This window comes from Endozoicomonas sp. ONNA2, assembly GCF_024606365.1.
Lineage (GTDB): Bacteria > Pseudomonadota > Gammaproteobacteria > Pseudomonadales > Endozoicomonadaceae > Endozoicomonas.
Genome location: NZ_JAHHPO010001018.1, coordinates 1 through 11,382, shown reverse-complemented (window position 1 = coordinate 11,382; position 11,382 = coordinate 1). Strand labels below are relative to the sequence as shown.

The following is an 11,382-nucleotide window of genomic DNA, read 5'->3' as shown; positions in this document are numbered from 1 at the left end:
ATACAAACGTATAGATCCTTAAATCATAGAAAGGTTTCATAATTTTTCCTGATTAGCGCTATTGAATCAATAAAGAAAAGTCAGGATCAGCGATTGCGTCCTTATTGATGCAGGTCAACAGGCAATAAATAAGTAGGTGGTAGTTTGCTACCGTATATTTTGATCAATTGATCAGTAAATAATTCCATCCCCTGGTAACTAAGGCTTAGGGGGCACTCTATCCTCATGAATTGTCCGAGAAAAATATATAAAAACAAACTTCGACCTACTTATGGCTGTTGAGGGGATAATAACGGTTTAGGTTGCCCTCCTGTCGAGGACATTTCACAATGCCAATAAAAAAATATGGCTTACACCAATCCTGGCACCCTGATCACCAAAGCCATAAACCGGTGGTCCGGCATTCCGGTGGTCCGGCATTCCGGTGGTCCGGCATTCCGATGGTCCGGCATTCCGATGGTCCGGCATTCCGATGGTCCGGCATTCCGGTGGTCGCTACCTGGGCGGCCCCACCCATCTCCACCTAAGCTCTGCGAGCTATAGGTGGAGAATTCCGCGAGTTTCGTTAAATATCGAGTTCAATGGCTTATACAGCAAGCGGCTGCCCCCTATTGTTATTTTCTTTTTTTCCTGCGCCCCGGATTAAGCGTGTTAGACAAATGGTCACGCTGTTCACGCAGGTATTCTGCCGTCTTATAGCGTTCACCCTGCACTGCTTCAGATATCAGGGGAGTGTAGTCACTGGGTGCCCTGATGCAATCGCCCTTCTGCAGCAGCTCCTGGACCAGTGTCGTGAGCCCACCCCAGGCGGCGGCTTGTATCAGGGCTCCGGGCTTTTTGCTGTTTGTTTCAAAGGTTGCGCCCGCACTGCGCAAGTACTGCACCATATCATAGCGGCCAGCGCTGGCAGCCCAATAGATCGGGGTGTCTCTGCCAGTACCGTTGGCATTCACATCCACCCCCTGTTGAAGCAAATACTTGACCAGTTCACAGTCTCCGGCCTTGGCCGCAGCACAGATTGGTGTGTTGCTGCCTGAACTGAAGGCATTGACGTTGGCACCCTGGTCAACCAGAAACTTCACGATATCACGGTGGCGGTTGCGGGCTGCTATGTAGATCGGGGTATCAACACCTTTTCTGCAACCGTCAATGTCAGCCCCCTTCTCAACCAGCAATGACACTATATCAAGGTGACCCGATTCAGCCGCCACGCGCAGAGGTCTGTGACTGTAGCTGTCTTCAGGGCCGTTGACGTCGACACCGTGTTCAATCAAATACTCTACGACATCAATTTGCCCTCTTTGGATGGCATTAGCGATCAGAGTACTGCCGTTTACGGAGGTATCTACACTGACACCGGCTTCACCAACAAGGTAACTGACCACATCAACATGGCCATTTCTGGCTGCTTCCATGATCGGGGAAGGAACACGTCCGTCAGTCATTGCGCCTGCCTGGTGCAAAAAGCGCACCAGCCCAAGATGGCCATGGCCGGCTGCAGTGGCAATGGGTGTTTCACTCTCGCCCTGCAAATTGATATCTGCCCCCTGTTCAAGCATTGCTTTTATGGCCTCAATGTTGTTTGTCCTGGCCGCCTCTATCAGTTGCTCGCTCAGCAGTTCGGAGGTGTCTGCAAAGTTGGCTCGTGCAGCCGCGGTTTCGACGTTTTTTTCAGATACGGTGATCTTTCTGGCTTTTGCCCCCTTTGTGGTCTGGCTGAAATGATCGGGTGGCAGCGGTGTTTGGCGTTTTGCTTCGGGTTTTTGACGTTTTCTTTTTTTGTTTTCGGGTGGAGCGGGTGGGGATGAAAAACCGGCTGTAGCAGGGCAGTTAGCATTGGTATCCATAGTCGTGAAAGCTCTGATGGTGTTTGATGGTTTTTAGAACTTAGACAACCAAATTTCGTTTTTGATCCCGGCACCACAAAAAAAGATTATTTGTATCTTTCGATTTGTTTCTTTCGATTTTACCATCCCAATTCTACCAGAATTGCAATGATCCAGCGTATTAGCCTTATTTTCCGAACGCCGTCACCTGAACGATTACCAGAGAGGACCCACAGCACCGAGCCTCAAGGAACTGAGCGCCATATTCGTGAGGAATCCGGAGGGCCCGATCCACAGCTCTGGTAGCTCTGAAAACGGAAGGATTGGCGCTTTCAAACATGTCGTCGTCTGATGAACTGGACAAGTCTGACGAACTGGACAAATAACTTTTTTGACTCGGACTGAGCAGTAATCCTCCATGGCTGAGACCGAACTGGGTTGCTACAGCCAGAACTATTTCCTGTGTCAGATGAAGACACTGTCAATAGTAGCCCCTGAGACTGTTGCAGCTCATCGGCAGCTCATCGGGAAGGGTGTCCATCCTCGTAAAGTTGGCGGTCTCTCGCTCCCGAATATTAGTGCCCTCAAAGTGATTGCAAGCAGCATAAGCGCAGCCAATACCAATGCCAACAGTAGCGCCAACAGGTCCGCCGACATAGACACCTGCGAAGCCGACTACACAATAACCACACAGAGCTGATAAAGCACCGCCAAACGGTATAACCCATTTTGAAACAACGCCATCCGGACACTTACAGGCAGAATCCGATGCTCTGTGAGCCGCCGGCTGTGTTGTCACCGCTGGAAATGGAGCATTTAAGGTATTCATGTCTCTTCTCTCCTGAAAAAATAAGTTATTTATCGACTCCCATACAGTATGTTTATCCCATCCAATCACCTGGCCCTGAAAACAGGCAGGCTTCAGGCAAAGAAGTTATTCACTCAAGTAATGAGCCCTGAACAATCTCACCACACTGATCAGCCCTCTCACCGTCAATCAACAGTTCCCCTTCCTGTTCACCCTGCCCATCCAGAACCCGGTAGAGCAGAGAATAAGCAACCCGCCACTGCCCTTCTGACACCTGCAGGGTGACCGATTTAGTATTCAGACGGAGGACATGGCCAAAATGTTCCTCCCCATGCTTATCTTTAAAACCCAGCAGATCACCTACAGCAATGGCATGGCGACTCAGACCTTGTTGAGTTTCCTGATTAACGCGAGCATCGGCACCTTCAAGATTGAGCATGTAGTAGGGCACCGTCCAGCGTTTGCCATCGGTAAAATCCAGAACCAGTGCCCGCTTTTGCCTGAGCTGCAACACCTCGCAGTCACGCAGCGAATTGCTGTTACTGTCAAAATAGCTCAGCTTCTGCCCTATGGTCAGCGCAGCCTTGATCCGGCCAATACGCTCTGGCGACTGCAGCTCACTGCCGATCATGGCATTCAGCCGGAACAGATCAAAGGTGCTGGCCTGGTTCAGCGCTTCAAGCAGTTGGGCATAATCCATGGTTGGTTTAGCTGGAGGGTTACTGTTGTTCATCTGTCATCATTACTCCAGAAAAGGACATTCGACCATCATTATATTCTGAATTCAGGAGACTCACCTTCACCATAAAGCTCTCCCTTCAATCGGCTAACTACTGTGTAGTTGCACATATCAGACTCCACCATCCAACATCTCCCGCAAACTCTGCTGCATCGCCGCCTTAAACGCCGCATCCGTGGCCAGCAGCCGATACAGCTCCAGCTCATTGCGCCGGTTATTCAGCATCACCTCATCAAAAATCTTGTTAAAGGCCAAATCCCGGTTATGGCGATCATCGGTCCCCTGGTACTTGGCGGCAAAGTCCGGATGGTTACGAATACTGCTGGCCATGCTCATAAACTTCACCCGTTGTTCTTCCGGCGTGGCGGACCATCCCTGAAACCACCGCTCATTAAACGACTGAATAATAGCGTCCAGCGGGTCTTTTTCCTCCTCACTGCCATGGGCTCCCCGTAAATTCGGGTTCTGGGGGTCAAGCTCGGTTTCGCTGGCATCCAGGGTAATGGCATGGTTCAGCTTTACCCGTTGCAGGCCGTAGGAGGACAGATCCACCGAGTTCAGCAACTCATCAATCTGGTCCGCCTCCGGGTCTTGCAGAACCAACTTGGGAATCAGGAACTTCAAAAACCAGAACAGCTTTTCCCAGGCGACGATCTCAAAGGGCATAATGGCCGCCATCTGACCGTAAATCTTCACGAACTGCTTGGCCTTGATCTTGAAATCCGCCTTGTCCAGCTCTTCCAGCTCCAGCTCACGATTAAAACGGTCCGCCGCCACATCAATAATCGGGCTTAACTGCTGGGCATCGGCATTATCAAAATACCGTTCAACAAACTGTTCCACCTCCGCCCACTCATACACCCCAACCTCATCCAGCACAGCCTTCAGTTCATGGAGCACGTTCACATCCGTCGCTTCCGAAAGACTGGTGGCCGTGTAAAACGGGTCAAAAGCCGCCTTGATATCCCCCACCTCGTTAAAGAAGTCCAGAATAAACAGGTCTTCCGTCTTCTTGTTCAGCTTGGGAGCCGCCCGGTTCAAACGGGACAGCGCCTGCACCGCCAGCACTCCCTGAAGCTTTTTATCCACATACATGGTGCACAGCTTGGGCTGGTCAAAGCCGGTCAGGTACTTGTTGGCCACCACCAGCAGCCGATAGTCGTCCGTATCAAACCGGTCACGGGTATCACTCTCGGAAAACCCGTTAATCTCCGGCTCGGAATACTCAATACCGTCCACCGCTTTACTGCCGGAAAAGGCAATCAACACCTTAAACGGCTGCCCCCGGTCCGCCAGCAGCCGGGTCAGGGCATGGTAATAGCGAATCGCCGACTCAATATTCTGGGTAATCACCATCCCCTTGGCCTTGCCCTTCAGCTTGTTTTTAGTGCTCACCACCTGCTCCATAAAGTGGTCCAGCATAATCTCAGCTTTCAGGTTAATGGTCTGCTGATGGCGCTCCACAAAGGCCTTCAGCTTCTTTTGTGCCTTGCGGGTATCAAACAGGGGGTTATCCTGAATGGACTTCTGAATCTCGTAGTAACTTTTGTAGGTGGTGTAATTGGCCAGCACATCGAGAATAAACCCTTCCTCAATGGCCTGCTTCATGGAGTAGAGGTGGAACGGGTGAAAACTGCCATCCGCCAGTCGTGTGCCAAATTTTTCCAGCGTCGTACTTTTCGGTGTGGCGGTAAAGGCAAAGTAGGAGGCATTGCCCCGCATTTTGCGCGAGCGCATCGCCTTGAGAATTTTATCCTGGGCATCCAGCGCCTCGTCATCCTCATTGCCCCCGGTGCCAATCGCCCGGTTCATATTGTCGTGGGCTGAACCACTCTGGGAGCTGTGGGCCTCATCAATAATCACCGCAAACCGGTTGTCGCTCAGGTCGCTGATGCCATCAATAATGAACGGGAATTTCTGAATGGTGGTAATAATAATCTTCTTGCCCTGCTCCAGGGCGGCCTTTAACTCCGCCGACTTATAAGCCGGTGCCAGAATATTTTTAACCTCCGAGAACTCTCTGATATTCTCCCGCAGTTGTTTATCCAGCAAGCGCCGGTCCGTCACCACAATCACCGAGTCAAACAACGGCTGGTCCACCGACCGGGCACCGGGCACCCCGTCATTGGCCGGATAGGCCTCAATCAACTGATACGCCGCCCAGGTGATGGAGTTGGATTTCCCGGAACCCGCCGAGTGCTGAATCAAATAGGTCTGGCCAACCCCCGCCCGTGCCGCGTGGGCCACCAGCCGACGGACCACATCCAGCTGGTGATAGCGGGGGAAAAACAGCGTGCGCCCGGGGAGCTTGTCTTTCTTGCTGCCATCGAGCCGGACAAAGTGCTGGATAATATTGGCGACACTCTCCCGGCGAAACACCTCTTGCCACAAATAGGCCGTTTTATGCCCCTTCGGATTGGGTGGATTCCCGGCCCCCAGGGCATACCCCCGGTTAAACGGCAGAAACCAGGTATGCTCACCGGCCAGTTTGGTGGTCATGTACACCTCATCGGTGTCTACCGCCATATGCACCAGACAACGGCCAAACTGCAATAACGGCTGGCTGATGTCCCGGTCCTGCCGGTACTGCTTCTGGCCATGGTAACGGGCGGTCTGTCCGGTCCACGGGTTCTTTAGCTCCAGGGTGGCAAAGGGCAGGCCGTTAATAAACAACACCTGATCAATGGCTTCCCGCCGGTTGGCCAGGGAATAATGCACCTGTCGGGTAGTGCTGAAAATATTGGCCGCAAACCGGGCTTTCACTTTCTCCGAGCTGCTGGCCAGCGGTGCCGGATAGAACAGCGTCAAATGAGCGTTATCCACATCCAGTCCTTTCTTCAGCAGATGCAGCAAGCCGTACTTCTTCACCAGCCGGTCATAGCGGTCGAGAATTTTCTGTTGCCAGTCCGCCCCGGATTTTTGCAGCTTTGCCAGTTCATCGCCCTGGGTCGCCTGCAGAAATGCCCAGAACTGTTTGTCATCCACAGCGTAATGGGCATTAAAATCCTGAGCATAACCCAGCCGGTAACCGTGGTTCGGTGCAGCGGTGGTAACCCCCTCTGCTACCCTGTCCCTGTGTTCAAGGCAGGTGCCGGTAAGCTGCTGTTCGATGGCGGCCTCAAGTGCCTGCTCGTTGGTTTGGCTGACCATAATCATCTCTCAATTGACACTGGAACCTCAGGGGTTACACTTCAGCTATGATAATCAGTTTCCTGCACAAAGGGTTGGAGCGGTTCTATCGTACCGGTAAAACCTCAGGAATACAGGCGCAACATGCCAGAAAATTGCAGCGCATTCTCACCAACCTGGACGAATTGGCGCATATTTCTGACATGGATTTTCCCGGCTACCGTCTGCACCAGCTGAAAGGAGAACGGCAAGGTATCTGGTCGGTCACCGTCAGTGGCAACTGGCGAGTGACCTTCCGACTGACTCAGGCCGGTGTCGAAATAGTCAACTATGAGGATTACCACTGATGGCCATGTACAACCCCGCTCACCCCGGTGAAATTCTGGGTGAAGATCTGCTGAAGCCGCTTGGACTTTCCGTTACCCAGGCGGCAGAACACCTGCGCGTCAGCCGTAAGACCCTGTCCAAAATCATCAACGGCCGGGGGGCGATTACCGCAGAAATGGCGTTGCGTCTGGAGAAGGTGTTTGGCAAACCCTCTGCCGACCATTGGCTGCGGATGCAAAATGCCCATGACCTCTGGCATCTCAAGCAGAGGGAGCTGGACGTTACCCCCTACCGGCCGGATGCCGCCTGATGCCCTCAGGCCACTTTGATTTTGCCGGTTACGGCGCTGTTGATCAGGGTGGCTTTGTACTCTTTTAGTCGTTCAATTTGTTGTTGGTGTAGGGTGATGGCTTTGTTGATTTTGGTGGACTCTGTTTCGATATGACACATTATTCGCTCCTGCTCTGCCCGGTCTGGGTAACCCAACTCCATATCAAAAAACATATGGGCATAAAACCTCAAACGTGAAGAGTGCAAACCTGTGGACACTCGGTTGTAATGCTCAATGTACCCCGTAGTCTTCAGGAGGTGCTCAAGATACGCAGGATGAAACGCTCCCGTCTCTTTCTGTCTGAAAATTCCGTACGACGAACTAACAATTCCAGCTTGATCGGATACTCCCATTGCTCCCATCCAAGCCCACATAATATTGATGACCAAATCATCTTTCTGGCAGGTCTTTGAGCCTGTGTAATCTTCTGCCATGAACATTGTGACATTCTTTTCCGAACGAGGAGTTACCCCTGTCATATGGGAAACTGACAAGAGTTCTTCCAGACCATCCTTTGACCGTTCGTCTATCTCATTAAACAGATACTTTGCTCGCTTGACCTCCCAATACACCGGAATCTCCCCAATCCAGTCAACACCGGAATCCTTCATCGGCACCGCTGGATCAAGGCCACGGGTCACCGCATTCTGAATCAGTATCTGCTTGCGCTCTTTTAGCAGGGCGATCTGTTTTTCTTTGACCTCGATGGTTTGGGATATCAGGGTTGTTTTACCATCAAGATACTTGGCAATACGTATCGCTTCCTGGTTAGGGGGAGTTGCAATAACTTCAGAGTGGATATTATTTCGATCAAGTGTACTAACAGCAGAGCCTTCGCTTAGCCTTTTAGGATCTAATGCGAGCAGGAGATAATAAACATATTTTTGAGGAGCATTCAGAAAATTTTTCACATAAAGAGAAGTATTATGCGCCCAAAAATTATGAGGCACATAATTAACTTCACCGACACTCCCGCTACGACCAACCGTTACTCCCGGGCCCACTGTTGTGTATTTATTATGCGTCCCAATTGGCCCATTTGATCCATAAACCTCATATTCTCCATCAATCATTTGATCCGAAGATAAATCGTGACCTCTTTGCAGGATAAAACGATATTTAGCTCTCATTAATTGCCAGTGTTCGGGTACTTCCCCCAACCACTCAACCCCAGAATCCTTATAACGCTCATACCGAGGCATAGCCACCAACACCTTATCCATGCTCCACCCCCGATACCTCAGCAATATCCAGCCCCAAGATGTCGGCAATCAACCCCTCCGCCTGCTGCTCCAGCGCCACAATATCCGCCGCCACCGCTTCCATAGAACGCAACGGCTTATGCCGGTAAAAGTACTTGTTAAAGCTGATCTCATAGCCGATTTTGGTAGAGTCCAGGTTGATCCACGCCTCCGCCACATGGGGCTTCACCTCCGCCACAAAGTAACGGTGAATATGGTCCTTCAGGGGAATGGTTTCACTGTCCCGCAGGTCGCTGCACGGCTCATAGGTCAGGTACTCACCGGCCTTATCCGTGGGATAGTAACCAAAGTCCGCCAGTTCCAACTCCTCACACCCCAAATGCTTCAGCAGTTTTTCCAGCTTCTCGCCACTGAGCTTCTCGGTTTTGCGAATCACCTTCTCCGCCTGCGGGTCATACCAGCTGACGGCATTGAGAATGGCATTTTTCTCACTGGCCCCCAGACGCAGCTGTGCCGTTTTCAGGTGCTGGTCTACCTGCGCTTTAAACTGGTTGAAATCAGTAAACGTCTGCTGCCCGATGGTCTCCAGCAACTGGCTGGCAGCATTGAACAGATTGCGCCCCTTGAGCCAGGTATCCGGGCTTAACAGTTTCTTCCGGTTTTTGGCATTCAGGTTCAGTTCATTCTCTTCACACCAGCCCAGAATCGCCTGCTCATTAGCCTTCAGGGTTTCCGACTCATAAACCGCTTCGCCCCACTGACAGAATACCCACTCCATGGGCTCCCGCAGGGCTTTATCAAACCGCAACGGGGCAATCCGCTCCTGGGTAAACTGCGCTGAACGTCTATTAGGCCGTTCGATATTGACCTTGTAGTAACCGAAGTCGTCATTATCAAACACCTTGGCGGCAATGCCGTTACCCTCCCGTTCTACCTGAGCCAGTGCCAGATAGTTCGCGGTAATCGCCTGGATATGCTCCGGGGCAAACTCACAGTTTTTGTTGCCCAGGTTCTTACGCAGTTTGCGGTATAGGCCGCTGGCATCAAGCAACTGTACCTTGCCTTTGCGCTTATCGGCCTTGTTATTGGACAGTAGCCAGATATAGGTGGTAATGCCGGTGTTATAGAACAGGTTGTTGGGCAACTGGATAATCGCTTCCAGCCAGTCATTTTCGATGATATGCCTGCGGATATTGCTTTCCCCGCTGCCCGCATCGCCGGTAAACAGGCTGGAGCCGTTGTGTACCGAAGCAATACGGGAGCCTGCATCGGTCGCCTTCATTTTGCTGACCATCTCCATCAGGAACAGCAACTGCCCATCGCTGGACCGGGGGGCGGCATCCTGCACTTCACCATTGCCCCAGTAATCCGTCAGGCGCACCCGAAAGCGACTGTCAATCACCTCAGAACCATCCTTGATGTACTTCTGCTCACCGGCCCAGCTTTTGCCATAAGGAGGATTAGAGAGCATAAAATCAAACCGCTCTCGGGCAAACTCATCGGTAGAGAGCGTGGAGCCCACCCGAATATGCTCCGGGTTATTGCCCTTGATCATCATGTCCGACTTGCAGATGGCGTAGGTCTCATCATTGATCTCTTTGCCATACAGGTGGATATCCCGCTGGTAGCCCTCTGCCGGGTATTTTTCATCAATAAAATTCTGCGACTCGGTGAGCATACCGCCGGAACCACAGGCCGGATCGTAAATGGAGAGAGTCAGGGGCAACCGCTCTTTGACCGGGTCAAACACCAGATGGGTCATCAGCTCGATCACCTCACGGGGCGTAAAGTGCTCCCCGGCCTCCTCGTTATTCTCCTCGTTGAACTTGCGGATCAACTCTTCAAACACATAGCCCATGCCCAGATTGCTCAGGGCAGGCAGCTTACGGCCATATGGGTCTTCCGCCTCCTTAGGGGTCAGGTTGATCAGGGGTGAGGTGAACTTTTCCAGCACATCCAGCAGCACATCCTTTCTGGCCATATGCTCCATTTGCGCTTCCAGGTTAAAGCGCCGGATGATCTCCTTCACATTCTGGCTGAAGCCGTGCAGGTAATCCTCCACATTGGCCAGCAGAATCTGCTGGTTATTGGTGGCGGTTTGATTCAGTTTGGTCAGGGTCCACTGGCTGGTGTTGTAGAACTTATAGCCGGAAGCCACCATCAGCGGGTCAGTCAGCAGCTCGGTAACGCTCATCTCCTGTTTCTGGAACTCGACCTCTTTCAGCACCTGCACTTTAGTTGGCTCAAGCAACGCATCCAGACGACGCAGGACCACCATGGGCAGAATCACATCCCGATACTTGCCCCGGACGTAGACATCCCGCAGGCAGTCATCAGCAATCGACCAGATAAACGATACCAGCTTGTTATGGGCACTGTGATCCATGGAGAAAAGGTTCCAGATAAAACGGCGGTAAACCGGCAGGCAAGAGGACAGACAGTGCAGGTTGGGCAAGCAAAGCCAGGCCAATAAACTGTCTGAAGTGGGTGCCTGCAATCTTGATAGCGGCAGATGCTAGCACGAAAGCAAAACCGGTTGTATGGCCGAAATCGTGAGGGTATTCGACGACGGTGATAATGACTGCCTTGCTTACCCTTGTTCTCTGCCTTGCCTCCGACATCCATGTGGTCGTGATGTGGTCGTGATGTGGTCGTGCCCGAAATTTTCGGGCCATTTTATGAAATATCCACGCTAAGGATAGAGCGATCGGAAGACAATTTCCTGTAGATCTTTGATTTCCAGTGGCAGCCCTTTCATCTGATGGCTCAGTGTCGTCTGTATAGCGTTACGGAACGCTACCAGCTCAAGATCATCCGCAATCTCTTTCAGAGCATTCAGCATCTTTGGTGTGATGTTAATCAATTCTTCCCGCAGCGCCTGTTTGCGAAGAGCGGCCTGTGCTACATCCAGAGGGGACGCTGTCTGCTCCTGGTTTTGTAAGAATTTGGCAACCTCCATCTGGCCTTTAATAAAGCGCTGCGCCAGCTCACTGTCTAACTTGATTTGGCCGGCGTATTCC

At 51.8% G+C, this 11,382-nt stretch carries 11 protein-coding genes; 2 read left to right on the top strand and 9 right to left on the bottom strand.

Annotation, left to right across the window (positions count from 1 at the left end):
- Window positions 1-324 precede the first annotated feature (324 nt).
- The 5 genes from KDK14_RS18095 to KDK14_RS18075 form a co-directional block, all read right to left on the bottom strand.
- Window positions 325-468, bottom strand: coding sequence for a hypothetical protein (locus KDK14_RS18095; protein ID WP_257266594.1), 144 nt, complete (start codon window positions 466-468; stop codon window positions 325-327).
- A gap of 146 nt (window positions 469-614) precedes the next feature.
- The gene (locus KDK14_RS18090; protein WP_257266593.1) at window positions 615-1,847 is read right to left on the bottom strand and encodes an ankyrin repeat domain-containing protein; all 1,233 of its coding nucleotides are present in this window, start codon (window positions 1,845-1,847) and stop codon (window positions 615-617) included.
- A gap of 460 nt (window positions 1,848-2,307) precedes the next feature.
- On the bottom strand, window positions 2,308-2,655 hold the full coding sequence (locus KDK14_RS18085; RefSeq protein WP_257266592.1) for a hypothetical protein: 348 nt from the start codon (window positions 2,653-2,655) through the stop codon (window positions 2,308-2,310).
- Window positions 2,656-2,764: 109 nt separating this feature from the next.
- Window positions 2,765-3,367: a hypothetical protein gene (locus KDK14_RS18080; RefSeq protein WP_257266591.1), complete on the bottom strand. Its 603-nt coding sequence runs from the start codon at window positions 3,365-3,367 to the stop codon at window positions 2,765-2,767.
- A 117-nt stretch (window positions 3,368-3,484) separates the two neighbouring features.
- On the bottom strand, window positions 3,485-6,523 hold the full coding sequence (locus tag KDK14_RS18075; RefSeq protein ID WP_257266590.1) for a type I restriction endonuclease subunit R: 3,039 nt from the start codon (window positions 6,521-6,523) through the stop codon (window positions 3,485-3,487).
- Between the two features lie 47 nt (window positions 6,524-6,570).
- On the opposite strand from KDK14_RS18075, the gene KDK14_RS18070 reads away from it, so the two are divergent.
- Together KDK14_RS18070 and KDK14_RS18065 are read left to right on the top strand one after the other, a co-directional pair.
- Entirely contained in the window at window positions 6,571-6,849 is a 279-nt protein-coding gene (locus tag KDK14_RS18070; RefSeq protein WP_257266589.1) for a type II toxin-antitoxin system RelE/ParE family toxin, read from the top strand.
- On the top strand, window positions 6,849-7,139 hold the full coding sequence (locus tag KDK14_RS18065) for a HigA family addiction module antitoxin (protein ID WP_257266588.1): 291 nt from the start codon (window positions 6,849-6,851) through the stop codon (window positions 7,137-7,139). Before KDK14_RS18070 ends, KDK14_RS18065 begins: the two co-directional genes overlap by 1 nt.
- Before the next feature lie 5 nt (window positions 7,140-7,144).
- On the opposite strand, the gene KDK14_RS18060 is transcribed toward KDK14_RS18065, so the two are convergent.
- The 4 genes from KDK14_RS18060 to KDK14_RS18045 form a co-directional block, all read right to left on the bottom strand.
- A complete protein-coding gene (locus KDK14_RS18060; RefSeq protein ID WP_257266587.1) occupies window positions 7,145-8,383 on the bottom strand; it encodes a restriction endonuclease subunit S in 1,239 nt (412 codons plus the stop codon).
- The gene (locus tag KDK14_RS18055; protein ID WP_257266586.1) at window positions 8,376-10,748 is read right to left on the bottom strand and encodes a class I SAM-dependent DNA methyltransferase; all 2,373 of its coding nucleotides are present in this window, start codon (window positions 10,746-10,748) and stop codon (window positions 8,376-8,378) included. The genes KDK14_RS18060 and KDK14_RS18055 overlap by 8 nt, the downstream gene beginning before the upstream one ends.
- On the bottom strand, window positions 10,729-11,037 hold the full coding sequence (locus tag KDK14_RS18050) for a hypothetical protein (protein ID WP_257266585.1): 309 nt from the start codon (window positions 11,035-11,037) through the stop codon (window positions 10,729-10,731). The genes KDK14_RS18055 and KDK14_RS18050 overlap by 20 nt, the downstream gene beginning before the upstream one ends.
- Before the next feature lie 17 nt (window positions 11,038-11,054).
- Window positions 11,055-11,382, bottom strand: a 328-nt coding sequence (locus KDK14_RS18045) for a hypothetical protein (RefSeq protein ID WP_257266584.1), incomplete at its 5' end; no start/stop codon positions are given.

What these genes read in the sequence shown, in the direction of transcription:
- KDK14_RS18085 (WP_257266592.1), bottom strand. Translation starts at nt 2,655, where the DNA reads ATGAATACCTTAAATGCTCCATTTCCAGCGGTGACAACACAGCCGGCG.
- KDK14_RS18050 (WP_257266585.1), bottom strand. Translation starts at nt 11,037, where the DNA reads ATGGCCCGAAAATTTCGGGCACGACCACATCACGACCACATCACGACC.
- KDK14_RS18075 (WP_257266590.1), bottom strand. Translation starts at nt 6,523, where the DNA reads ATGGTCAGCCAAACCAACGAGCAGGCACTTGAGGCCGCCATCGAACAG.
- KDK14_RS18070 (WP_257266589.1), top strand. Translation starts at nt 6,571, where the DNA reads ATGATAATCAGTTTCCTGCACAAAGGGTTGGAGCGGTTCTATCGTACC.
- KDK14_RS18055 (WP_257266586.1), bottom strand. Translation starts at nt 10,748, where the DNA reads ATGGATCACAGTGCCCATAACAAGCTGGTATCGTTTATCTGGTCGATT.
- KDK14_RS18080 (WP_257266591.1), bottom strand. Translation starts at nt 3,367, where the DNA reads ATGAACAACAGTAACCCTCCAGCTAAACCAACCATGGATTATGCCCAA.
- KDK14_RS18060 (WP_257266587.1), bottom strand. Translation starts at nt 8,383, where the DNA reads ATGGATAAGGTGTTGGTGGCTATGCCTCGGTATGAGCGTTATAAGGAT.
- KDK14_RS18065 (WP_257266588.1), top strand. Translation starts at nt 6,849, where the DNA reads ATGGCCATGTACAACCCCGCTCACCCCGGTGAAATTCTGGGTGAAGAT.
- KDK14_RS18095 (WP_257266594.1), bottom strand. Translation starts at nt 468, where the DNA reads ATGCCGGACCATCGGAATGCCGGACCATCGGAATGCCGGACCACCGGA.
- KDK14_RS18090 (WP_257266593.1), bottom strand. Translation starts at nt 1,847, where the DNA reads ATGGATACCAATGCTAACTGCCCTGCTACAGCCGGTTTTTCATCCCCA.